Genomic DNA, 23073 nt, shown 5'->3' with positions numbered 1-23073 from the left:
CGATCCCCGCGGGTCGTTTTGCCTACGCATGGAGTCTCGTTGATATGGCCCTGTATCGTCAGTTCGAAACCCAAGACGCGCTCGATGAAGAATACGACACCGAACGCACGGTGACGACGCCGGAAGGTCTCATCGCTCTGCGTGCGGGACGGGCGGAGGTCAACAAGAACGTCCTGACCGCTCCGTGGCGGCTGGCCAACGTTAATTACGGTCCCACGCTGGCGGAACGCTTCGACATCTACAAGGCGTCGGAAAAAGGCGCGCCCATCATGCTCTACATGCATGGAGGCTATTGGTCTGACGTGCGCCCGACCAAGGACACGCTGGGATGGACATCGATCGCCCCCCGGGAGCACGGCATCACGATGGCCGTCATGGATTACGCGCTCTGTCCTTCGGTCACCATCGATGAGGTCGTCCGGCAGTGCCGAGCGGCTGTCGCCTGGCTCTACAGGAACGCCGAGAGTTTCGGTGGAGACCGCAACAGAATCTACGTCACCGGCAACTCGGCCGGCGGCCACCTTACAGCCATGCTCGCGCTGACGGACTGGGAGAAGTTGTACGGTTTGCCGGCGGACACCATAAAAGGCGGGAGCCCATTTAGCGGTCTCTACGATCTGGCGCCGCTTCGCTACACCTGGCTGCAGCCCAAGCTGCAGCTTACCGCGGAGCAGATCCTCCGATGCAGTCCTATCCACTGCATCCGATCGAACGCTCCGCCTCTGCTGATCATCTGGGGCGACGACGAGACCCAAGAATTTCACCGTCAGTCTCAGGCCTTCTACGAACTCTACGCGGCAGCCGGCAATCGGGCGATCCTCTATCCGGTCGAAGGGCGAGACCACTATTCGGTCCTGAGCGCGTGGCGCGAACCCGATAGCCCGCAGCTCGCCCGGATCCTGGATCACATGAAATCCTGCTGGTGAATCCGCAGCGCGGACCCCGCAAGCCACCAATTAACCTGGAAGATCGAAATGCGAATTCTCGTTTTGCAGCACCTCGACGTCGAGCATCCCGGCACCCTCCGCGATTTCTGGGCGGCGGAAGGACATGAATGGCACACCGTCGAACTTGATGCGGGTGAAGGCATCCCCGCCTTGGACGGCTTCGACCTCATGGCTGTCATGGGCGGCCCGATGGATGTCTGGCAGCATGATCAGTTCCCGTGGCTAAAGTCCGAAATGGAAGCAATCCGCCACTGGGTCAAGGATCTCGGACGCCCCTACCTCGGCATCTGTCTCGGTCACCAGCTGCTCGCGGAAGCGCTGGGCGGCAAGGTCGGGCTGATGAAGCTGCCGGAAGTCGGGCTCGCCGAAGTGGTGGTCACGCCGGCCGGCCGCGACGATCGGCTGTTCGACGGATTCGGCCGGACCATCGAGACGCTGCAATGGCACGGCGCCGAAGTGCAGCGCCTTCCGGAAGGCGCAGTCATCCTCGCCTCGAACGCCGCCTGTCCGGTGCAATCGTTCCGGTGGGGGCGCCATGCCTATGGCTTCCAGTGCCACGTGGAGATCACGGATACGACTGTTGGGGATTGGGAGCGGATCCCGGAATACAAAGCCAGCCTGGAAAAGGCGCTGGGAGCCCAAGGGGCCGCGACGCTCAAGCAGAACATCGGCGAGCGTCTGCCGTCGTTTAGACTGACCGCGGAACGGCTGCACCGGAATTTCGTCGCCGCGGCGTTTGACATTGAGGCCACCGGCTCTCGGCCCGCCGACTTTGCACAAGTAGGATCATCATGACGACCATAACTGTCTGCGACGCGAGCGGAGCAACCCACGTGGTCGAGTGCGATGACGGCGTCACGGTCATGGAAGCTCTGCGGCCCCTCGACCTAGGCGTCGCCGGCGACTGCGAAGGATCGGTCGCCTGTGCGACCTGTCATGTCTGGGTCGAAGGCGACTGGCTCGCGCGGACCGGCGAGCCGGCCGACCCGGAGGCTGATATGCTGGATTGTGCATTCCACGTTCGCCCCAATTCCCGATTGAGTTGCCGGATCGTCGTAACGCCCGAATTGGACGGGTTGCAGGTTACCGTTCCCGCTTGAGATGGGGCTTTCACTCCCATGTGGGCAGCGGCACCGAAAGGTGGCTGTGGCATATTTATTGCTAGTTTCTGCATCTGGGCACTCAACGATGGTCCCGAATGTTGATCGAACTGTCTCTCTCGCGAGACCCCAACAAACCTCTTCAGCATCAGATCGCGAACCAGATTCGCGAGTTCATCCGCGTCGGTCATCTTAGGCCCGGTACAAAACTGCCCTCTTCGCGAGAACTCGCCGTCCAATACGATGTCTCTCGAAATACCGTGACCCATGCCTACGAAAAGCTGTTCAGCGAAGGATACATCGAGACGCTGAAAGGGATCGGCACCAAGGTCACCGATGTCATCCCCGACGACTGCAACGCGATGGACGGGCCGAAGGATGTATCGAGGCCTGTTGCGGCCGCGATCCGCGCCCCGGTAGTCTTCAAAGGCCACACGTTGACGATTCCCAACAGGAGTCTTCCCAAGCCCGCGATCGACTTCTGGCCGGGTCGGCCGAACCGGGACAATTTTCCGCTCTCGACATGGCGGCGTCTCGCCGACGAGGTGCTTGCATCGTCTGCGGCGAAACTGGTCGAGTACGGAGATCCGGCGGGAGTGCCGGAGCTTCGCGAAGGAATCGCCCGACACGTCTCGGCGACCAGGGGATATCACTGCACCGCCGACATGGTGATCGTGACCGCTGGGACGCAGGAGAGCCTCAATCTCCTCGCCAAAATGTTCGTGGCGAACGGCACGGGCGTTGTAGTCGAGAATCCATGCTACGGCGGCGCTGCCCACACCTTCGAGAGCTACGGTGCGCGCTTGTGCCCGGTCGCCGTGGACATCGAAGGTATCCGTACGGACCTGCTGCCGGATGACCATATCAGCCTCGCATACGTCACACCGTCGCACCAGTTCCCGACGGGGTCTGCCCTGTCGAGCGAACGGCGCAAGGCATTGCTGGACTGGTCGTACCGCACAGGTGCCTACATCGTCGAAGACGACTACGACTGTGATTTCAACTACGGCGGCCGCCCGCTTCTTTCGCTTGCCGGCGCCAGCGACGGAGAGAGTGTGATCTATCTCGGCACCTTTTCAAAGGCGCTTGGGGCCGGGGTCCGGACCGGGTACGTCATCCTCCCGCTTGCGCTGGTCGGCGCAGCGCGCGCCGTGAAGACCATGAGCAATTATGGCCACCCTTGGCTCGATCAGGCGATCCTCGCTGGCTTTCTCCGCGGAGACACCTACCAGCGGCATCTTCGCCTGATACGCAAAGCCTACTTCGACACGTTGAAGGAGCTCATCCGGCGCCTGTCGGCCGACTTCGGAAACATCGATCTCAGGGGCACCCAAAACGGGATGCACGTAATGTGGGTACTTCCCGAGTGGGTGGGGCCGGCACAGATCTTCAAGCAACGGCTGCAGGACGAAGGCGTCTACGTCCATACGATTTCGTCGGGAGGCGCATTCGACCGCGCGAGTGGATATGAAGAATCCAGTATTCTCCTCGGTTACGCGGCACTCAGCAAATCGGAGGTGGTCACGGCGGCGAAGATCATCGCTCGGGTCGCGGAGGCGAACGGCAACGTCTCGGCATCGACCGGCGACCGGAGCCATTTGAGCCGCCGTCAGTCGCTGGCAATTTTTGAAAGCCCCTGACATCTCGCTTCAGGTCTTCGGACCGCCGAGCGGTGCGCCTATGTGCATGGCTGTGCCCTAACGGTCTTCATTCAGGTCGATGCCCCGGCGCCGCCCGGCGACCCAATTCCCGGTGCCGACGGCGTGGTTTCCACCCACGGATGCCTTTGCTGGTTGCGGCGTAGTAAGCGACCATGAAGATGAAGATCGCCACCGCCACCGCAGGATGGACGAACCATCCGAGCAGACCCGCAAGAGCGTAGAGCAGCACTCCGATGAGAGGCCGCGCCACCTGGGCGGCGAACATTCCCGACGAGACGTTCGCCTTCACCAGAGATGGGTGACGATGCAGGTAGGCGAATAATGGCACCCAGGCAGCCGACATCGAGCCTGCAATCAATGCGTAGAGAATCACCGCTGCCTTCTGGTCCATCAGGTCGCCGTCGCGAAATGCGCCCGCCAACACGCCCGTCGGGAACGGGATCAGCGCGGCAGTACCGAGCACGCCGAGATTGATCCAGTTCAAGGCGAAATCCACCTTCTGAAGCCGCTCGAAAAGATAGTGATGGTTGAGCCAGATGACGCCGACATAGAGAAACGCCACGGCGTAAGCGATGTAGGACGGCCATTCCTTAAGGAGTTCGTGCGCCAGCGCGCCTGGCGTGGCGCTTGGCCGATGGATCTCCAAAACGAGCAGCGTGATGATGATGGCGAAGACGCCATCGCACAGCGCGACAAGCCGGCCCGTATCGGTGAAGTCGGCTTCGTGTTCCTGTTCGGGCGGCCCCGTCCCGACCGAACGATCGGGGTCGAGCATTTCGGCTTGCAGCTTGTCCATGGATACTTCCCAAATGGTCCCGTGAGGACGCCGGCCTGGAATAAACCCATCGATTTAATTTCAAGCTCCGATTCTTACCCGGCAATCGAAAGTGTCGTTGGCAGACCGCAGCGTCGGTCTCGGGGCGCGACTCGATCGAAACACTCAATCATCTGCGCCGGGGCCGGGGCGAGAAGTAACCCGGGGGCTCAGGGGATTCATGGAATAATTGCCAAAAGCCCTGATACTCGAGCGATATCGACCTCGAAATTTTATCTTCGGGGTCTAGCTAGTGCCTGCGGTACAACGGTAGACTTGGAGCTGACCGACGATTTTGTTGGCATTGTTTGCGATCAGGATGGACCTGCCGATCCGTTTCACGGAGCCCAGAGAGAACAGCCTGGTGGCCCGCCCACTCGGAACCAGCCCCGCGTGGTGGTGGCAGCCCCACGCGAGACGGTTTGATCGAGCGAGTTCCTTTCTGATGCAAATGCATCAGAAAGGATGATCTCTGGTAACGCACAAACCTCGCGACGTAGCGAATACCGCGGGTGGCGGTCCGACCGCCGTTCGACAACAATAGACGCGGGAGCCGCTCCCCAGACCTGGCGACTGGCATATCGCAGCCGCTCATCCCCACGGCAGAGCATTGAGCACCGGATCGCGCGAGACATTATTCGGGATGCACCATTCTTCCTAGTCGTCAAAACCTCGAAAATTCGCCGGATATAACAATCCGAAGCACATTGGCGAAAGTGCCGATTAGACTAGTTGCTATCGATCGTACTCAGCCCGGGCAGGCTTGTGGCGCAACCTAGTCGAGGACGTATCCCACGATTCGATAGTCTGAACTATCATCTTAACACTTTTCAACATTCGCGTGTCTGGGACCCTACTCATCGCTCGTCGGCTCAATTCCGCGATAAAGCGGCTTCCTTCGGAACCGATTGATCGCGCAGCCACCTCAATGCGCTGCGCTACTTTTACCATCGCGCCGATGTTGATGCCAATTCTCTTTCTCACATCGGTCAACTCGACTAGACCCGTTTCTATAAACCGCACACGGTCTGCAACATGATCGACAACATTGGCCTTTTCATTGTATCGCGAGGCTTCACCGAAAAGCCATTCCTGCAATGCTAACTTTGTCGGTGGCATCCTAGGATCTTCTTGACGGGCGCGGCAGCCGGCGTCCAGCCGTTCGCTCTCGACCACGATCCGTACATCGTGACGATGACGGGTCAAGGCGACATAAGTCTCGCGAGCGTCAGTAGAGATCGCGATGTGATGTACTGTAGCCTGGGCGGTGCGGCCTTGGACGGAATAGGCCGATCCTGCGACTGCATGAACAATCCTTGGAATGCCCGCATGGTGATGACGTCCCTTGTGCGAGAAGCCTGACCAGGCATCTTCAATTAAACGGCCATCGTCGAGACGAATCGCAAGATGAACCGATCCATCGACTCCTTGAGTGTATCTTACGACATTCCCCCGGGTGCCATTCCGTATCCCATGTTGGTGAAGGGTCTCGCCGAAGCGAATTCGGTCCCCTCTGGCGATAGGCAATTGCATTAAACCACTATCGCGATCGATGGCCGTCAGGTTCACGTCCTTGCCCTGTATCAGTCCATCTTCACGGAGAACCTCGCGAGCCGCGAGATTGAGGGAAACGGCGTCGCGGTTCCGTCGCGTCACGATGATAACGTCATCACCATGGGTTTGCCGGAGATCCTGCCAGGCCTTGATAGTTCGCGCCTGCGCGTCTTCACAACGGGCAACCATCTCGATGCGACCATGCTCGGCATAGGCGCGCATGCCGGCCTCCGAATCCCCCTGCGCCATTGCAACCGATGCAGCGCGCTGCCAATCGATGGTTTGGCGCCGGACTCCCGTCAATGTCGACCTGCGCTCGATCAAGTCGGAAACCGCCCTGAGTGCACTTCCGCCAGTCACCGAAGCCAATTGGCGTCGATCGCCACACAGTAGAATTTTTGGCGTAGAGCGTATTTGACTCCCGTCGATCGCGGAGGTCGTTGCAGGCGTGCAAGCATCAAAAATCGCCGCCATGTCGCGTGTCCCGACCATTCCGGACTCGTCAACGATGACAAGTGTATTGGCATCTGGCGCCCGCCGTCTGCCGACAGCGAGTTCGTGCCGGAAGCGCGCAATCGCAAATGTTTCGATACCTGTCGATCGAGCCAATTCATCTGCCGCAACCCAAGATGGTGCAAGGCCTACAATACTGAGACCCGATTTTTTAGCGGCCTCCACGACCACTTTTGCCAGCGTCGTCTTGCCGGTGCCAGCGCCAGCTTCCAGCACGGACGTCGGCTCGGCCGATGTCACATCACGGATCGCCTGACGCTGTTCTTCCGAAAGACTGGAAGCATCTTTCAGGGCGACCTCGATCGCCTCGGGTCGAAACCATGATCCGGCCATCCGCTCCTTTACCAGACGTAGCAATTTTGCCTCGTCGGCGGCAATGGCGGCCGTGGTCCAATGCTGCGCTATCTCATGCCGGTCAAGCCGAACAAGTTCTCCTGATGTCTCATGCTCTGCTATTCCTGCATAGACGCTTTTGATGTCGGTCCCCTGTAGGCTTGCTTCGACCAACGCCCGGTGGAGCAATGCTTTTCGCTTCAAGACATTCTCGGTGCGGAAGATTTTCGAAGCCGCCACAGCCACGCACGCATCCCCAGGGACTTCCGGCGGATCAAGATCGTGGTCGAGTGCCGAGGCTCTTTGGGGCTGAGGCATTCGTCCCGCCTCCAATGCCGCCCCCCATGGATCGATGTCGAAAATCGCGAACTCTTGTTGCCAGCGGCGTTCCAGTTCGTCTCCCGCCGGCACGCTGGCCTTGTCACGGCGGGTTGCGAGTGCTGCGACCTCCTTCTCGGCAGCCGATGCACCTTCTCTGACGCGGGCTTTGATTTGCTTTGAGCGCTTCGAGAACCGTTCGATCATGGCATCCGGAATGCCGGCAATCTCAAACTGGTCCCGCCCGGCGGCTCTCACGGAAAACCCCATTTCGACCAGTTTTTGCGAAAGTGCTGTTCTGAACGACGCTCCGAGGACGACCTGCCAAGCATAGACCTGTCGTGGCTCAAGGGTCCGATACTTCTTCCGATCTGCCGACGACCGGGCTGCGTTCAACAATACGCAGTGGGTGTGGCAGGTGGGATCGCCTTCCCGCGAGGTGAAGTGCGGGAATTTCGCAACCAGGATGTCGCTCGGCGCCTCGCGCAAATGGCCCCCGGCACCCAGCCTCACCTCAACCAGTCGTTCATCGACGACGAACTGCAAAGCCTGGTCGACGGCGTCCTGCTGAATCTTCTCCAAGGCAGCCCGCCGCTCGGCAGTGCCGGCGGCCCACAGAATTCCGAAGCTTTTCGGCGTTGAAAAAGTAATATCCCATCCGGCGCGGTGCCGCTCGCCGGATCCTCGCACCAAATCTTTGCCGGTACGCGGATCGATCCCGGCACAGAGATCCCAAAACGTCTCTCGATCGACAGGCGAGCCGTTCCGGACCAAGCTGGACGCGGTCGACCACCAGGTCCCGCTGCCGTCGTCGCGAGCATAGTAATTGTCGCGCGACCGAGGCCGCGCCTCCCGATTGGGATCCTCGGTATAGTAAGCGCCGGCGCCGCGGCCACTGCCCAGCGCATGCAATGTTGCCGTCACCTGGCGTCCGCGGGACGGTATCGGCAGATGCTTTCCTGCGGCTCGCCCGATCCGGCACTCAGGCGGCCAACGAGACGCGCGAGCTCGATCAACGCCTCGTCGACATCGTTCTGGCGCTGCATGAGCACGCGATGGCGCAGCGCGGTTTCAAAATGCTGGCGGACGCAATCATTGACGATGTCCTCGGCCGCCACGTTGTTCGCCGTGGCCGCCCTGGTGATCGCGGCGGCAAGATCGGCCGCGATCTCGACATTGAAGCGAATCGTCCTCGCGGTAGTCATCCGGATCTCTACCTGTTGCACGATTGAAGTTACGCCAGAGATGGAGGCGACCGCCACGATCGGCAACGGCGGCTCCGAACATTTCGAACGCGAAAATTCGACTTTGCATCTTCAGTGCGTGGGGTGTGATAGGAAAATTCTTTGGCCTTCTGGCGGAATTCCGCTGGAAATCGCTGGAACGTGTTGGCCTTCATTGGCCCCGTTGGTATTAAGAAAAACGGCTATAAAACGCGACTGTCATGCCTGCGGAGATGCGTCACCAAAGAAGCATCTTCCACGCTCCGCTGCGCCGCGAGGCACCGCAATGGGCTGCTTTCCACCAATCCGGCGGACCATAGTGCTGACCTTAAAAAAAATGACTATCGCCCTGGTCGGCGCACGACGCTCCTACAGAGGGATCGAGAACGTCTCGCCATGGGTCCCGCGTTAGCGCGAAGATCGTGCTGGGCGGGCTCCCTGACGGGCGTGGCGGGTTGTTTTTAATCGGATTGGACTCGTCACCGAATTTCCGCAAGACCGAATGAGCGAGTTGACCGGACGGCGTTGGCACGCTGGCGTTGCATCAACATCGTCCCCATGTTGCGAATATGCAGATCGATTCCAAACGCTTGATCAAGGATTGCGCGACCGCTCAAGCGGTGCGCGCAGCCTCCAATCACGCGCATCGTAGTACGGGCGCGACCGCGATCATTGAACCCATACTCCCGTTGATCCGTGAATTTCGTATCCAGAAATTTAGTTGGGCAGCCATAGCCTCCGCGTTGGCTAAACAAGGCGTTGTGCAAGGCGGCGATTGCCAGCCGATTACAGCCCGCCGACTGACTGCGCTCATTTCAGCCATCGAAAAACGCGAGCAGCGACGCGAAGCCCGCTTGTCGGTTCGCGCTAAACGACGAGACCTCGCACCGATACCCGCAAACCCTCATACATTTACACTATCCGCCGATCTGCGTCGAACGGAAGCCACGGCGGTCACCACCACCGACAGCGAAGCGAGCATCAGGCGTCAAGAATTCGAAGACCGCGTACGGTCGCTGCTGAAGGCGGATTCGCCATGAAGAGGTCGCTTTTGGTAACTCAGGCCAAAGGCGGCATCGGCAAGACGCTAGTGCCGCACCATTTTCGGCAACCTCTCGCATACCTGCGCGATCGGCCGGCCTTGGACGAAAGGACGCTACGGCGGCTACCGCGACCGATAGCGAAGCGTCCATCCGCTATCAAGCGTTCAAAGGCCGCCTTCCGTCGATACTGAAAGGAGATCCGACATGACAAAGGTGCTGCTGGTGGGCCAGGACAAGGGGGGTGTCGGCAAAACGCTGATTTCGCGCGGGCTGGCGGAGGTCATCGCGGGAGCCCCTCTTATCGAAGTCGATTCAAGCCAGCGCATGCTCGAGCTTGGCAAGCGGGTCAAGTTTTTCCAAACGCGAGCCGACCGCGAAGCTATCGAACGCACCGGCGGCGCTGCGGCGCGCGCGGAGTTCGATCCGGTGATCGACGCCATCGCCTCGGCCTCGCTTCCGACCATCGTGGATATCGGGGCGAATACGGCGGCTTCACTGTTGCCTGTAATCGCCGACCTGACTGAGGATTTCGCCGCCGCCGGTATCGAATTCGGCGTCCTCGTCGTCACTACGGCGGAGCCCGGCGCTCTCGCCTGGGTTCCGAAGCTCCTCTCGATCGCGGAGCCCTTCACCGGGATGCGCTTCGTTATCGAAAACCGGGTTGAGGGCGAGATTGACCCGAAGATGCTGTCAAAGGTCGCCGCCGGTGCGACGGTGGCCTGCTTGATGAATCAGGTCATGGACGAGCAGGCGGCGGCGATCTTGCAGGCCGGCGGCCTGGCTTCGATCGCAAAGCTCGACGCAAAGGCGCTACATGCCAAGTTCGGAATTGCCCAGGGCAGCCGGATCCGCCGCGACTTAACCCGTGTCCGTCTCGACGTGATGCAATCGGTGCGTTTGGTGGCCGAATGGCTGGTGACATGATGAAGCTGTTCGATCTCGTTCAGAAACTGCTCACACGGAGGTGGGGCGGCACGTCCAGACCGCCGATGCCGGCGGCTCGGCGGACACTCGATGCCGGCGTCCAACCGCCAGCGCAATCCTCCCTATGTGCCGCTGCCGCGGACACGCTCCGGAAAGCACGGCAGGACGCCTTGAACGCTGAGCAGGACGTCATCCAAATCAGCCGAGCCCACTTGGCAACGCTGATGGCATCCCCTCCCCGCATCCGTATGGCTCATTTGAATGATCCGGAATTAACTTTCGCCGATCAGACCGAATTAGCGAGCTCGGTTCGCTCTGCGCTGCCAGTCTCGTTCCGACTTGCATTTCGGCGGTGGCGGCCGACCGGTCTGATCCGGAGACTGCGGCGGGCTTGCAGCTATAAGTGCATCATGGCGCTGGTTGTGCTGGTTGCCTGCGGCGTGCCCGGCCTTGTCGCCTGGTGCAACACCGGTACGCGCATCGTCGGCTCAGACCAAACGTGGCTCGTCGATTGGCACCTTCCGGACAATACGATCCTGCATGGCGCTTGGAATGCGCGCTCGCCCGCCGTCGCAATGCAGGCGAAATATGGAACAGTCGTGCTACGCCACTGGCTGAACGGTCGAGGTTATGCAGCGACAGAAGTGAATGAGCGCTGGCTGCTGAAGAACAGCTTCACTTATGTTACGCCGACCGGAGCTACCGGCGCCGCCAATCCCGCGAATCGATGATCGTCGTGGCGCGTTTTGCGCAGCCGCATCGGACGTTTTGCATAGCGGCTGCTATTCGCAAACAAAATCAAATCCGTAGAAGCTAAGCGGCCAAGTTCTTCCGACGTCATCAGCCTGACAGCGCGCGGCGACTCGGAGGTACTTTTATGGTTGCTTTTACCGCTTTCACTGACGCTGGTCTGTTCAAAAATCGAAAAATCACTCAACGCTCGCGACCAGAATTCCCGTGCATCTGGGTCGACGGCCGCAGGGTCGGACACCGTCACGAACTCGGCCGTCCGCAGCAAAGTCGCAGCGTCGTGATCGCCGTACACGGAGATAATTTGCGAGTAGTCCTGCCAAAAGGTCCAAAGGCTGGCGCCGTAGCCTGGTAACTCCCCCGAGGCCCCAATTAATTCGCGGCTTCTTGATAACGTGCGGGTCTCATCCACGAAAATGATCAATCTTTCAGCTACCCGATTGCGACGGATAACGGCAAAAAGGTCTGTCAAAAACCATCTGATGAAGGGTGCCAAAGAATCAAGATCTTCGGTTGGGAGGTTGATAAACAGGTCGACGTCACCACGACAGAGGTCGGCAAGTGAGAATGTGCTTTCCGAAGTTAAATGTTGCAGCCGTGGGTCATCGCACCATTGAAACGATTGCTGCGAGGTGGACAAAATCGGATCGCGCGTTTTCGGATCCATCGTCAAGAGCTCCCGCACGCGGCTAACGGTGGCTCCTTCCATGTCCTTGAGGATCTCGCCAAGCCGTTCGGCGTTTGACAGAAGGTCAGAGACCGATTGCGGCGTAGCACCGCCCACCTTGTGCGCGGCAAGCAGCGCCGCGACGATCGCATCGACTGCTCGGTTCTGGAAGTAGGCGTTCTCCTCCGAAACCGCTGCCGGAAGAAGCGCGCGCGCGACACGTTGCAGATAGATGATGTTACTCGGGTCGAGTGTCGCGAGAGGATTCCATCGATCGCTGCCACCAGCCAAGTTCATAGGATCGAGACACCGAACAACCCGCCCCGCATCCCGACGACGCTGAGCGACGGCTCGGTAAGCTTGGGCTTTCGGGTCGATTACGACAGCCGGCCCGTTCCATGATTTGGTAGAAGACACCAACATGTTCGGTATGATTAAGCCGCTGGTTTTGCCGGACCTCGGCGGCGCTATCGTTAGAATATTGCCCTCGACCGCTGCCCGGATTGGCTTTCCGGTCTCGATGTCGACACCAAATTCCACCCCGCGATCCATCATGGCCCTCTCGGCACGATTGGCCCACCGCGCTGCCCCATGTGGCGCGTCCGGATCTTTGCGGGCGCCACCTTTTGTAGATGAAAACATCAAGAAGAAAGCGATAGGGAAGGAAGCGACGGCTAGTAGCTGCGGAAGGCCGCCACCCGCGAAAGCCGGAGATTGCCCCCCCGCCATGGCCAGCAGTGCCGCGAGGTTGGGGAGGGCGTAAGAATCTACTATGCTGGCGAGCCACTGCTGTGGCGTCATCACAACAGACGGCCACATCCCCGGGTCGACTCCGTGCGCTACCGCAGCCACGCAAGGATAGCCAACCAGAACTGCGAGGATGCTAACGATGATAGTCGCGGAAACTCTCAGCATGCTATTTTCTCTTGGCTTTCATTCAACAGTCAAGCCGGCATCGGCATCTCGACCTCTGGCGGATGCTAATTACCAAGTTTTACTAGCGCGGTTCTGCCAGCGCCGTTCAATTTCGAGCGGAAATCCGATCGGAGCGGCCATCATGGCTCGCCGTACGACATTGGATGCGTGGACATAGCGTTCGTCGGTCTCAAAGTTACTGATCAGCCAGCCGATCCGAGTGTCGATCGTCCACGAATTCAGCAATTCTACCATGACCGGCGTCGATCCGATGGCTCTGTCGTGCTCTTTCTGACTCTTCAATGCGGAGGAGTAAGACCCCTCGATTTGAGCGGCCGGCGTCGGCGCGCAGCCTCCGATGATGAAATCCGAAGCCGCTGCAACGACGGCTGCAGCCGTCTCGCGGATTACATAGCTCATTTCGCTTTCCTATCTTTCTCAGCGCGCGCAGGACAACCGCTCAAAGCTTCAGGTGGGAATCGCTTACGACTTGCGCAAGAGTCTCGCCGGCACACGGCCTATCGCGCTAGGATCGGGCGACAATACCGTAATGCGCTGCGGGTCTGCAGCGAGCTAGTTGGGCTACACAAAGTCGTTGGTATTAGTTGGTAAAGTTCTCCTCGAGACATGCGTAGAGGCAAGAAGAAAGGGGCCGCTGCGCAGCGGCCCCTTAAGTCAGTTTCCTGACGTATCATCGACGTCGTCGCCCTTCGGCCTGCGAATGACGATCTCTGCGCCGTTTAATGGGAGGTAATCGAGCTTCACATTGAAGCCCCAACCGTCGCTGTGTACCCAGGCAGCGCCGATCACGTTCCAGAAATTGCGTTCGCCGGCTTTCGTCACTGCATATACAATGTGGCTGGGACGGTTGGCTGAGTTGCTCATGATAGATCCTCTGGTGGATGAAGCATGAAGCCATGCACCTCGCGCGGCTTCGTGGGCCCTTAGGCCCGCGCGCTAGAGCGCCGCGTTCAAAGGTTTGCCGCAGGCAGCCGCGCAGCAGCGCGGAACTGCACAAGCCCCCGGCTTTCGGGGGCGCGGAAGTGAGCGATCTTGAACGAGACGCGCGCGCGGGCACAAGCCCCGAAATCTGAAGCCGCTGGTACTGGCTTATCTATCGAAGAGAGCATCTGAATGATGCGAGCAGCGATCTCAGCCTCCGTCAAGACGTCGAACAGCGATCAAAGGCTGGAAGCACTGGCGTTGCATGACGCGCAGTGGGCAATTCGGAAGCGAATCTATCAGAGCATGGCATCGCGCAAGTGCCGAGCGTCGGCCGCGGAGGCTTGATTATCCAAAAGAATCAATTCCGACATGGCGCCATCTGCGGCAACCTATCTACGGAATCCACGCTTCATTGTAACCTCTCATCTGGCATAAACTCTCGATAACGTCAGCTATCGGGCCAACCACTTCGCGACGACATCATTCGCTCGGGATCCCGGACGATTTCATAGAGGCGAGATCGCGCCGAATATCCGGGTTTCGTTCGACCTTGTTCCCAGTCGCGCACTGCGCCACAGGAAAATCCGTAGGCTGTCGCAAACTCCTTCTGCGACATTCCTAGGTCGGATCGCAACTTGCGCACACTAATCGCCTCTTCGCCGTCGTCGCGAACGGTGGGACGGGATGGGCGCTCAGCAATCTTGCTTATGTCGCTCGAATCGCTTTGGACCTCATCCGCCATTTCTCGAATCAAAGCTGGTGTTGGCTTCTTGCGATACGGGTTGCGGGATGTCTTTACAAAAACATCTTTGAACACATCGAGGTCCACGCCCTTCTCGATCGGGAGAGACGCAATCTCCAGTAGTTCCTTCGGCGTGAGGATTTTGGAACCATAGTTCAGGGCTACCCCCTCAAGAGAGTGGCCTGCTTGGAGCGCAATTGTGCGCTCGTCAACCTTCCCCCCGCGCGTCCAATCCTTGAAATTGTGGCGCAACGAGTGGAAGACGTATTCCGAGTCCATTTCGAGAGTTTCAAACAGACGCTGCATTCGCTTCGATGCCGCACCACTCGGGCGCTGAACCTTGTCGTGAAGCTCTGGGAACAGATAAATGTGCCCCTCGTCACGTTGCCGATCGACCCAATCTATGAATCCGAAATCTTCGAATTTCTGATGGAGCGCAAAGCGCCGTATGCTATCCGGATTTTTGACCTGTCGATTTTTTCTTCCCCTTTTATGAGCTCGCTTTCGTTTTCGATTGCTCAAAGCTAGTGACTTTTCGCTTTCAACCCTTGCGGACAACCGCCCGGTCCAAACGCCGTCGACTAGCTTTACGTCCTGTGTTCGGAGACCAACAAGTTCACCTAATCGAGCGCCCGTGAGATATCCGAGTAGCGGAAGCCAAACGTCATCCGGCCGCTTTAAAGTTGCGTCCCGAGTACACTCTCGAAACAAGGCGTTTAGTTGATCCTTCGAAAGAGGATAGCGGTCTTCCGGAAGCGGCATCCCTTTCGGAATATGGACGTATCTGTAGTCGAACGGATAACGAACCTTGTGTTTCGCGCAAAGCCACCTGATCGCTGTTTTTATTTTGCCTATATAACCTACTCTGGCGGTCCCATACGAAAGGGACTCTTCACGATCATCCTCGGAGATTTTTTTGTTTGCAGCAATCGCGTCTTCTAAAGTCATCCCGCGCCATTTTGGATCGACGGTGTGTCGCTTAGGAAGATACTGTAGCTTTTCGGCAAAATCATTTAGATCTTGAATATCGTAATCCGCAATTCGCTTGTCCGCGACTAGGCGGATGAATGCGTTCAATCGGTGTTTGAAGTAGGCGGGTTCGCGAGAATCACTTGGCAATTGCTTGGTCTTGGTTTCTATAAATTCTTCGAAGCATTCGCTGAGAAGAGGGCCCTTATATAAAAGCTCCTCTTGGATCTTTTTATTTCCGTCTAGGGCTATCTCGACTTTACCTAACAGGCGCGTGCTTTTTTTATTGGCGGCGTGAAAGTCAGCTTCAAATTTACTGGCTTTGGCGGATGCTTGCGAGACTCGATCCTTCCAATCATGAAAATCATCCTTATAATTTTCATTGAGATCTTCGAGATCTTGTTTTGTGCTACGAAAGGCGCGCGAGTTTGACTGCAGATCTGTGAAAACATTGTCGTAGTCTTCGATAAGGGTTTTCGCGAACTCATTCCAGCCAGCGTGAACTTTTTCAAAAAGGTGTTTTTGTTTTTCGGCGACCACGGAAGGTTCGGTCGACTCCGAAGATTTCATTCGCCTGTCTATGTCCTCGAGTTCAATCGCGTCCCGATTGATCCTTTGAACCTCGGCCAGGAGAAAGTCGGTGAACCGCTGACGGATCGCAGCCTGCGATTCGCGGTATTCTTCTTCTGTCCAAGACTCGTCCCCCTCGGCAGTGTGGATCCGTAGACGATTGAAGCCGCGGTAGCGCATCAATGAAAACCATCGCTCTGCCCAGCCAGCGAGATGACGGGCGTAACGGGACGCCACTCGATTGCTCTGTACGGGCAGACGAACCCTAAATGGCGACGAACCCAGCATCGGTTTCAGGTCATTGGGAGGCCTGATTTGAAAGAACCAGGTTTGACCACGAAGCCAAAGATAAGAAGCCATGTGTACGCTGCCGTGTATTCTGGGGCAGCAGGCCTAAAAAATCGTCAAGAAATCAGATGGTTAACGTTGGCGGAGAGAGTGGGATTCGAACCCACGGTACGGTTTCCCGCACACACGCTTTCCAAGCGTGCGCCTTAAGCCACTCGGCCATCTCTCCCGCGCGCCCTCTCATGACGGGCCGGGAGCTGATTTGCAAGGGACCGCGGGCCGTGCAGCCGAGTTTTTCGCAACGCATTGGCAAAACGGGCGGATTTGGCGCCCCCGGAGCCTTGTCGGGGCTAAAAACCGGTTCTGATCGGGCTCGCACGGGTTCGCGCTCGCGCAAGTCCGCAAACGCCGCATGCTATGCCCGCGGCGGCATGGCGGCAGCCCGGGCGCTCGCCCCGAGCTCCCCTAATGGAACCGGTTGCCGACAATCGCGCTGAACGACCGGGTGGGCCACACCATCGGCGGATCTTCCGGGGGGTGATCGCCGGTGGCTTTGGCCCCAGCGGCGTGAGCGTCCTGCAGGGCCTCGACGAAATCCGAGAACCAGTCCTGGATCGTGCCGGCGCGCAGTCTGGCCATCATCGCCTCCCAGCGCATCCGCCGCTCCGGGAGCGGCATCGAGAAAGCGGTGGCGATGGTGCGGGCCATGCCGTCGATGTCGTGCGGATTGACCAGCAGCGCGGCATCGAGCTCATTGGCAGCGCCGGCAAATTTCGACAGCACGAGCACGCCGGGATCGACCGGGTTCTGTGCGGCGACATATTCCTTCGCGACCAGGTTCATGCCGTCATTCAGCGGCGTGACCAGGCCGACATGCGCCGTGCGGTAGAGGCCGGCAAGCACGGTCTGGCTGAAGCCCTTGTTGAGGTAGCGGATCGGCGTCCAGTCGACCTCGCCGTGGCGGCCGTTGATGTCGGAGACGAGTTTGGCGAGCTGGTTCTGCAGATCGCCATAGGCCTCGATGGTGCCGCGCGACAGGGTCGCGATCTGCAGCAGCGAAACCGTTCGCTTCAGTTGCGGCTGCAGGGTCAGCATGCGGTCGAACGCCGTGAGGCGATTGACCAGGCCCTTGGAATAATCGACGCGATCTACGCCGATCGCCAGCTTCTCGCCGTTCAGGCTGCGGCGCAGCCGTGACACGTCGGGATGCGACGCTGCTTTCGCGGCGTGCGCGGCGAACCTCGCGGGATCGATGCCGATCGGGAACACGGCGCAGCGCGACATGCCAAACCTGGAGGCGACGACGCCGCCGGCAATGTCGAGGCCGAGATCGTTTTCGACATAGGAAAGGAAATTGTTGCGGTCATCATCGGTCTGGAAGCCGATCAGGTCATAGGCCAGCATCGCCTCGACCAGCTCGCGATGATTCGGCACGCCGCCAAAAATCGCGCGTGTCGGCCACGGCGTATGCAGGAAGAAGCCGATCGGATGCGTCACGCCGAGGTCGCGCAATTCTGCGCCAAGCGCGAGGAAGTGATAATCCTGGATCCAGAACACGGTATCCGGCTTGCGGAAGCGCAATAGCGCCCGCGCCATGAACGAGTTCACTTCACGATAGGATTTGTAATCCTCGTGCGAGGAACGGATCAGATCGGAGCGCGAATGCAAAGCGGGCCACAGCGCCGAATTGGCAAAGCCTTCGTAATAGCCGGCATAATGCGCGGCCGGCAGGTCGAGCATCGCAAGCGCGCCCGCGCCCAGCGTCTCAATCTCGGCGAACGGTTCCTTCTGCGCGCCGTCGCGCACACGCCCGCTCGATCCCACCCAAATGGCACCGGATTTTTCAACCACCGGCAGCAGCGCGGCTGCCAATCCCCCTGTCATCGGCTCGTTGGCCGATGCGCGTGAAACGCGGTTTGAAACGACGACGAGGTTCACTTTGGGGTCCCCTCCAAAAATTTTCAGTCGATTATAAACGACTGTTCATCATTATGGTTCCAGACCACCATTCGACCTAATTGAAACCAAACTTGGGCGGAGCGTGATGGAACCTGTTGTCAGCAACAGTTCCATCACGAAGGCCGCGAATCACTGCGTCAACCGATGGATTTCGAATTCTTCACCAGTTGCGACAGCCAGGCACGCACATCGTTCGGCTCGCCGAAATGACCCGCGACGCCTTGCGCGTGACGGCCGACCGAGAAAGCGAGACCGTTCATGCCCGGCATGATCGCAAACACGGTCTCATCGGTGACGTCATCGCCGATAAACACCGGACGGCGCCCCGTGAACGGCGCGTGCGTCATCAATTCGATCACGCCGGTCGCCTTGGTGAAGCCGGAATGCTTGATCTCGCAAACGAACTTGCCGGGCAGCACCTCGATCGGCGCGTTCGGCAGGTCGGCGCGAATCGCGGACACTGCATCGTAGATCGCCTGCTCGGCATGCGGAGCAAGGCGATAGTGCAGCGCCAGTGAATAGCCCTTGTCCTCAAGAAGAATGCCGGGACTGAGCTTGGCGATCGCAGCGAGCCGGCGCTTCAGTTCCTTGTCGAGCGGCGGCGCGTGCGCGGCAACCGATTCATTTTCCGGCGTGAGGCGCATCTCTGCGCCGTGGCCGCCGACGGCGGGAAACTGCATCGGCGCGAAAATCAGATCGATGTCGTTGAGCGAACGGCCCGACACCAGCGCCAGCGCGCCGTTGGTGAGTTGCAACAAGCGGCCGAGCGCGGTTGCCAGTTCCGGCGGCACCCAGACTTCGCGCGGCGTCGGCGCCATGTCGAGCAGCGTGCCGTCGATGTCGAGCAGCAGCGCACATTCGCCGAGCGGCGGCATCACCGCGCCCGGCGCGTGAATCGGGTCCGGCACGCGGGTGTTGTCTGTGGTGGCTTTGGTGGGATCGTCGGTCATCGTCATCTTCTACTCCACAACGGCCAATGGCCGGGCAACGGATTCAAGCGGCTGGCGTTCCGCCGCAATGGCGTAGCGCCACCCGATCGCTGCCGCGGCGATCATCAGGAAGGCGCCGAGAAGGTAACCGGCGAACACGCTCTGCCGCGAACCGGTGTCGATCAGCACGCCGAACAATGCGGGACCCGCTACGCCGCCGATCGCGGTGCCGATCGCATAGAACACCGCAATCGCCAACGCGCGAACCTCGATCGGGAAGGTCTCGCTGACCGTGAGGTAGGCTGCACTCGCCGCCGGCGAGGCGAAGAAGAAGATCACCATCCAGGCGATGGTCTGGGTCTGCGCACTGAACACGTCGATCGAGAACAGATAGCCGGAGATCGCCAGCAGCACGCCGGAGACGCCATAGGTGATCGCGATCATCAGCCGGCGACCCAGCGTATCGAACAGCCGGCCGAGCAGCAGCGGGCCGAGGAAATTGCCCGCGGCGAAAGGCAGAATGTACCAGCCGACCTGATTGGAGGCGATGCCGAAGAAATCCGTCAGCACCAGCGCATAGGTGAAGAAGATCGCGTTGTAGAAAAATGCCTGCGCCACCATCAGCGCCAGACCGACCAGCGAGCGCTGCCGGTACAGCACGAACAGCGTCGTTGCTACTTCGCGCAGCGGCGTGTGGTCGCGCATTGTCAATTTTATCTTCGGCAACAGCTTCAAGGCGGATGGAACGGCCCTCTGATGCGCCGAGGTCTCGATCTCCGCGACAATCTTCTGCGCGCGCTCCGGCTGGCCGTGGATCATCAGCCAGCGCGGGCTTTCGGGAATCCACAGCCGCATGAAGATCACGACGAGACCAAGCAGTGCGCCGGTGAAATAGGCCAGCCGCCAGCCATAGGCTTGCGACACCACCGCGGGGTCGAGCAGCACGATGGCACAGACCGCGCCGAGCGCAGCACCGAGCCAGAAGCTGCCGTTGATCACCAGATCGGTCCAGCCGCGATACTTCGCCGGCACCAGTTCCTGGATCGTCGAATTGATCGCGGTGTATTCGCCGCCGATGCCGGCGCCGGTGAGAAAGCGAAACAGCACATAGCTCGCCAGATTCCACGAGCAGGCGGTGGCCGCGGTGGCGCTGAGATAGAGCGCCAGCGTGATGAAGAACAATTTTTTGCGGCCTATGCGGTCAGTCAACCAGCCGAATCCCAGCGCGCCGATCACCGCGCCGGCGAGATAGGCCGAATTCGAAAGTCCGACGTCGAAGTTCGAGAACCTCATCGACGGATCTTCCTTCAGCGCGCCGGACAGCGCACCCGCCAGGGTCACTTCGAGGCCATCGAGAATCCAGGTGATCCCGAGCGCCGTCACGACGCGGGTGTGAAAACCGCTCCAGACCAGCGCATCAAGCCGCGCGGGGATATCGGTTTCGATGACCCGACCTTTGGCCACCTTGGCTTGTGCCCCGCGGCCTTCGTCGATGCTGCTCAATTGAGTCATGCCGCTTTGCTCCGAAGCATCTCGATGCTCCCCGTGGCGAGAGCGCGGCAGAACGATAGTGCGGCGAACGTTTCGGCTCGGCGCGTCGAATATGAACAAGGCTAATCCCCCGGCCAGCCATCGGTTCCCGCCGCGGAGCAGGCGTCCGTCCCGCCGGGCGTGTGCGACCTGCCCAACGCATCCCGCTTGACAAGCTCCGGGTTCCAATCCCTTATTGCGAATAATTCGCATTAGCGTTCGCACGAGGGAGTATCGCGTGGGGTTGTTCAGGTCCTGGAACTCGTTGGCCTCGGCCACTGCCGCCTTGATGACGGCCGCCTGCTGCGGCCACCTGCAGGCCCAGGAAGTGCTGCAGGAGATCGTGGTCGCGACCGACCGCGAGAAGGCCGGCAACGCCACCGACGCCTTCCAGTCCACCACCAGCCTGAGTGGCGCCGACCTGCAGCGAACGACGGCGGCGTCGCTGGCCGATCTGTTGTCGACCCAACCCGGCGTGGCCGCCTCGACCTTTGCGCCAGGCGCCAGCCGACCCAACATCCGCGGCCTCGACGACTACCGCGTCCGCGTGCAGGAAAACGGCATCGGCACGCACGACGCCTCGGATTTCAGCCAGGATCATCAGGTGCCAATCGACCCGCTGTCGGCCGACAAGGTCGAACTGATCCGTGGGCCGGCGACGTTGCGCTATGGCAACCAGGCGATTGGCGGCGTGGTCAACGCCACCAACAACCGGATCCCGCAAAATCTCGTGCCCGACCATTTCAGCGCGCGCCTCAAGGGCGGCACCACATCGGTGGACAGCGGCATGGATGGCGCGGCCAGCGTGGACGCCAGCGGCGAGCATGTCGCCATCCACGTCGATGCCTATGGGCGCACGGCCGGCGATTACCGCATTCCCGGCGGCGTGCAGGCCAATACAAGCCTGATATCGGCCGGCCAGGCGATCGGCGGCTCGTATATCTTCGACGGCGGCTATATCGGCACCGCGATCCAGCACATTACCAGCACCTATCATATTCCGGGGATCAACGACGCCCGGCAGAACTCGCGGATCAGCCTCGAACAGACCAAGGTCACCAGCAAGGGCGAGTGGCGCGCGCCCGTGGCAGGCATCGACGCGGTGCGCTTTTCGTTCGGCGTCAGCGACTACAAGCACGACGAACTCGGCCTCGCCGCCGACGGCGTGCTCAACACCATCACCAACAAGGAGATCGAGGGCCGCTTCGAGATCGACCACGCCGCGGTGGCCACGCCCATGGGCGCGCTGACCGGCAGTTGGGGCATCCAAGCCAGCAACCGCAAGCTCGGCACCCAGGGCTCTCTCGGCGGATTGCTCGCGCCGACCAATACCGACGCGGTGGCCGGCTTCGCGTTCGAGCAGATCCAGCTCCATGAAACCCTTAAATTGCAGGCTGCCGGCCGCATCGAGGGGATTACGGTATCGGGCTTGGCGCCGGTGTTTCCGGCGAACTTCCTGCCGCCGCCCGATATATTCTCGCAGTCGGAAGCCACGCGCGACTTCGCGCCGAAGAGTTTCAGCGTGGGGCTGCTGCAATCGCTGCCGTGGGACATGGTCGCGTCACTAAGTGCGCAACGTGCCCAGCGCGCCCCGGCCGCGCCCGAACTGTTTTCACGCGGCTCGGACGGCGCATCCGGCACCTTCGTGATCGGCAATCCCAACCTGAAGCTGGAGACCGCTGAATCGCTCGAGGTCGGATTGAAGCGCGCCACCGGTCAGCTACGTTTCGAGGCCAGCCTCTATTACACGCGCTATCTCGATTTCATCTACAAGCAGTTGACCGGCAATTTCTGCACCGACGTGTTCGCCAGTTGCGGCGCGGCGGGGCCATTGCTGCAGGTCGCCTACGGCCAGCGCGACGCCAATTTCCGCGGCGCCGAGATCGCCGCGCAACTCGACATCGCCCCGCTCGGCGACGGCATGTTCGGCATCGACGGCCAGTTCGACGTGGTGCGCGCGACCTTCGCGGACGGCAGCAGTGTACCGCGCATTGCGCCGATGCGCGTGGGCGGCGGCGTCTGGTGGCGCAGCGCGCAATGGCAGACGCGAATAGGCCTGCTGCACGCCTTTACGCAGGACGACATCGCGCTCAACGAGACTTCGACCGCCGGCTACAATCTGCTGAAGGCCGAGGTCAGCTATACCCACACATTCACCAGAACCGACGGCGGATTGCGCGAGATGACCTTCGGCATCGTCGGCGACAACCTGCTCGACGAGCAGGTTCGCAACCACATCTCCTTCAAGAAGGCGGAAGTGCTGCAACCCGGCCTCGGCGTCCGGCTGTTCACCAATTTGCGATTCTGACGATGGTTGGAATAGCTCCATTCTGCACTGCACACAGCCGCCCGGTGGCGACATCGCCCATCAGGCGCGGT

The 23073-nt window shown here is 60.0% G+C and carries 18 protein-coding genes and 1 tRNA gene; 8 read left to right on the top strand and 11 right to left on the bottom strand.

The window, feature by feature from the left end:
* Positions 1 to 44 precede the first annotated feature (44 nt).
* The 4 genes from JWQ24_RS23330 to JWQ24_RS23315 all read left to right on the top strand — a co-directional run bounded on the left by JWQ24_RS23330 (position 45) and on the right by JWQ24_RS23315 (position 3687).
* Positions 45 to 926 (top strand): alpha/beta hydrolase, encoded by an 882-nt coding sequence (locus JWQ24_RS23330; protein ID WP_299813157.1) that lies wholly within the window; start codon positions 45 to 47, stop codon positions 924 to 926.
* A 48-nt stretch (positions 927 to 974) separates the two neighbouring features.
* Positions 975 to 1742, top strand: coding sequence for a type 1 glutamine amidotransferase (locus tag JWQ24_RS23325; protein ID WP_299813154.1), 768 nt, complete (start codon positions 975 to 977; stop codon positions 1740 to 1742).
* Positions 1739 to 2047, top strand: coding sequence for a 2Fe-2S iron-sulfur cluster-binding protein (locus JWQ24_RS23320; RefSeq protein ID WP_299813151.1), 309 nt, complete (start codon positions 1739 to 1741; stop codon positions 2045 to 2047). Before JWQ24_RS23325 ends, JWQ24_RS23320 begins: the two co-directional genes overlap by 4 nt.
* A 98-nt stretch (positions 2048 to 2145) precedes the next feature.
* A complete protein-coding gene (locus JWQ24_RS23315; RefSeq protein WP_299813148.1) occupies positions 2146 to 3687 on the top strand; it encodes a PLP-dependent aminotransferase family protein in 1542 nt (513 codons plus the stop codon).
* Between the two features lie 67 nt (positions 3688 to 3754).
* Here the strand turns inward: JWQ24_RS23315 and JWQ24_RS23310 are convergent, their stop codons facing one another.
* From JWQ24_RS23310 to JWQ24_RS23300, 3 genes are all read right to left on the bottom strand, one after another.
* Positions 3755 to 4504 carry a TMEM175 family protein gene (locus JWQ24_RS23310; protein WP_299813145.1) on the bottom strand — a complete coding sequence of 250 codons (750 nt, stop codon included), beginning with the start codon at positions 4502 to 4504 and terminating at the stop codon, positions 3755 to 3757.
* Positions 4505 to 5257: 753 nt separating this feature from the next.
* Positions 5258 to 8164: a MobF family relaxase gene (gene mobF, locus JWQ24_RS23305; protein WP_299813142.1), complete on the bottom strand. Its 2907-nt coding sequence runs from the start codon at positions 8162 to 8164 to the stop codon at positions 5258 to 5260.
* Entirely contained in the window at positions 8161 to 8511 is a 351-nt protein-coding gene (locus JWQ24_RS23300) for a hypothetical protein (RefSeq protein ID WP_299813139.1), read from the bottom strand. The genes mobF and JWQ24_RS23300 overlap by 4 nt, the downstream gene beginning before the upstream one ends.
* Positions 8512 to 9032: 521 nt before the next feature.
* Here JWQ24_RS23300 and JWQ24_RS23295 point away from each other — a divergent pair.
* The 3 genes from JWQ24_RS23295 to JWQ24_RS23285 all read left to right on the top strand — a co-directional run bounded on the left by JWQ24_RS23295 (position 9033) and on the right by JWQ24_RS23285 (position 11161).
* Complete coding sequence (locus JWQ24_RS23295; protein ID WP_299813136.1) at positions 9033 to 9503, top strand: hypothetical protein; 471 nt, start codon at positions 9033 to 9035, stop codon at positions 9501 to 9503.
* Between the two features lie 207 nt (positions 9504 to 9710).
* Positions 9711 to 10430, top strand: coding sequence for a hypothetical protein (locus JWQ24_RS23290; RefSeq protein WP_299813133.1), 720 nt, complete (start codon positions 9711 to 9713; stop codon positions 10428 to 10430).
* Positions 10427 to 11161, top strand: a complete 735-nt coding sequence (locus JWQ24_RS23285; protein WP_299813131.1) for a hypothetical protein — start codon at positions 10427 to 10429, stop codon at positions 11159 to 11161. Before JWQ24_RS23290 ends, JWQ24_RS23285 begins: the two co-directional genes overlap by 4 nt.
* Here JWQ24_RS23285 and JWQ24_RS23280 read toward each other — a convergent pair.
* From JWQ24_RS23280 to JWQ24_RS23245, 8 genes are all read right to left on the bottom strand, one after another.
* Positions 11110 to 12666, bottom strand: a complete 1557-nt coding sequence (locus JWQ24_RS23280; protein WP_299813128.1) for a type IV secretory system conjugative DNA transfer family protein — start codon at positions 12664 to 12666, stop codon at positions 11110 to 11112. The two genes, JWQ24_RS23285 and JWQ24_RS23280, sit on opposite strands and share 52 nt — an antisense overlap.
* A 165-nt stretch (positions 12667 to 12831) precedes the next feature.
* Positions 12832 to 13182 carry a hypothetical protein gene (locus tag JWQ24_RS23275; protein WP_299813125.1) on the bottom strand — a complete coding sequence of 117 codons (351 nt, stop codon included), beginning with the start codon at positions 13180 to 13182 and terminating at the stop codon, positions 12832 to 12834.
* Between the two features lie 255 nt (positions 13183 to 13437).
* Positions 13438 to 13647: a hypothetical protein gene (locus tag JWQ24_RS23270; RefSeq protein WP_299813122.1), complete on the bottom strand. Its 210-nt coding sequence runs from the start codon at positions 13645 to 13647 to the stop codon at positions 13438 to 13440.
* 508 nt (positions 13648 to 14155) lie between these two features.
* The gene (locus tag JWQ24_RS23265; RefSeq protein WP_299813119.1) at positions 14156 to 16348 is read right to left on the bottom strand and encodes a tyrosine-type recombinase/integrase; all 2193 of its coding nucleotides are present in this window, start codon (positions 16346 to 16348) and stop codon (positions 14156 to 14158) included.
* A gap of 67 nt (positions 16349 to 16415) precedes the next feature.
* Positions 16416 to 16505 (bottom strand) — tRNA-Ser (locus JWQ24_RS23260).
* Between the two features lie 236 nt (positions 16506 to 16741).
* Positions 16742 to 18214, bottom strand: coding sequence for a trehalose-6-phosphate synthase (locus tag JWQ24_RS23255; protein WP_299813116.1), 1473 nt, complete (start codon positions 18212 to 18214; stop codon positions 16742 to 16744).
* Positions 18215 to 18372: 158 nt separating this feature from the next.
* Positions 18373 to 19191: a trehalose-phosphatase gene (gene otsB, locus JWQ24_RS23250; protein ID WP_299813113.1), complete on the bottom strand. Its 819-nt coding sequence runs from the start codon at positions 19189 to 19191 to the stop codon at positions 18373 to 18375.
* A 3-nt stretch (positions 19192 to 19194) separates the two neighbouring features.
* Positions 19195 to 20676, bottom strand: a complete 1482-nt coding sequence (locus JWQ24_RS23245; RefSeq protein WP_299813104.1) for an MFS transporter — start codon at positions 20674 to 20676, stop codon at positions 19195 to 19197.
* Between the two features lie 256 nt (positions 20677 to 20932).
* Here JWQ24_RS23245 and JWQ24_RS23240 point away from each other — a divergent pair, with 256 nt between their 5' ends.
* The gene (locus JWQ24_RS23240; protein ID WP_299813101.1) at positions 20933 to 23002 is read left to right on the top strand and encodes a TonB-dependent receptor; all 2070 of its coding nucleotides are present in this window, start codon (positions 20933 to 20935) and stop codon (positions 23000 to 23002) included.
* The last annotated feature ends 71 nt before the right edge of the window (positions 23003 to 23073 follow it).

The organism is Tardiphaga sp. (assembly GCF_028290495.1).
GTDB lineage: Bacteria > Pseudomonadota > Alphaproteobacteria > Rhizobiales > Xanthobacteraceae > Tardiphaga.
Note: the sequence above shows the minus strand (reverse complement) of the source record. Positions and strands in the feature narration are given on the sequence as shown.

Excerpts from the sequence above, each read along its gene's own strand:
- JWQ24_RS23330 (WP_299813157.1), top strand. The coding sequence starts at position 45 with ATGGCCCTGTATCGTCAGTTCGAAACCCAAGACGCGCTCGATGAAGAA.
- JWQ24_RS23325 (WP_299813154.1), top strand. The coding sequence starts at position 975 with ATGCGAATTCTCGTTTTGCAGCACCTCGACGTCGAGCATCCCGGCACC.
- JWQ24_RS23320 (WP_299813151.1), top strand. The coding sequence starts at position 1,739 with ATGACGACCATAACTGTCTGCGACGCGAGCGGAGCAACCCACGTGGTC.
- JWQ24_RS23315 (WP_299813148.1), top strand. The coding sequence starts at position 2,146 with ATGTTGATCGAACTGTCTCTCTCGCGAGACCCCAACAAACCTCTTCAG.
- JWQ24_RS23310 (WP_299813145.1), bottom strand. The coding sequence starts at position 4,504 with ATGGACAAGCTGCAAGCCGAAATGCTCGACCCCGATCGTTCGGTCGGG.
- JWQ24_RS23295 (WP_299813136.1), top strand. The coding sequence starts at position 9,033 with ATGCAGATCGATTCCAAACGCTTGATCAAGGATTGCGCGACCGCTCAA.
- JWQ24_RS23290 (WP_299813133.1), top strand. The coding sequence starts at position 9,711 with ATGACAAAGGTGCTGCTGGTGGGCCAGGACAAGGGGGGTGTCGGCAAA.
- JWQ24_RS23285 (WP_299813131.1), top strand. The coding sequence starts at position 10,427 with ATGATGAAGCTGTTCGATCTCGTTCAGAAACTGCTCACACGGAGGTGG.
- JWQ24_RS23280 (WP_299813128.1), bottom strand. The coding sequence starts at position 12,666 with ATGTGGCCGTCTGTTGTGATGACGCCACAGCAGTGGCTCGCCAGCATA.
- JWQ24_RS23275 (WP_299813125.1), bottom strand. The coding sequence starts at position 13,182 with ATGAGCTATGTAATCCGCGAGACGGCTGCAGCCGTCGTTGCAGCGGCT.
- JWQ24_RS23270 (WP_299813122.1), bottom strand. The coding sequence starts at position 13,647 with ATGAGCAACTCAGCCAACCGTCCCAGCCACATTGTATATGCAGTGACG.
- JWQ24_RS23265 (WP_299813119.1), bottom strand. The coding sequence starts at position 16,348 with ATGGCTTCTTATCTTTGGCTTCGTGGTCAAACCTGGTTCTTTCAAATC.
- otsB (WP_299813113.1), bottom strand. The coding sequence starts at position 19,191 with ATGACGATGACCGACGATCCCACCAAAGCCACCACAGACAACACCCGC.
- JWQ24_RS23245 (WP_299813104.1), bottom strand. The coding sequence starts at position 20,676 with ATGACTCAATTGAGCAGCATCGACGAAGGCCGCGGGGCACAAGCCAAG.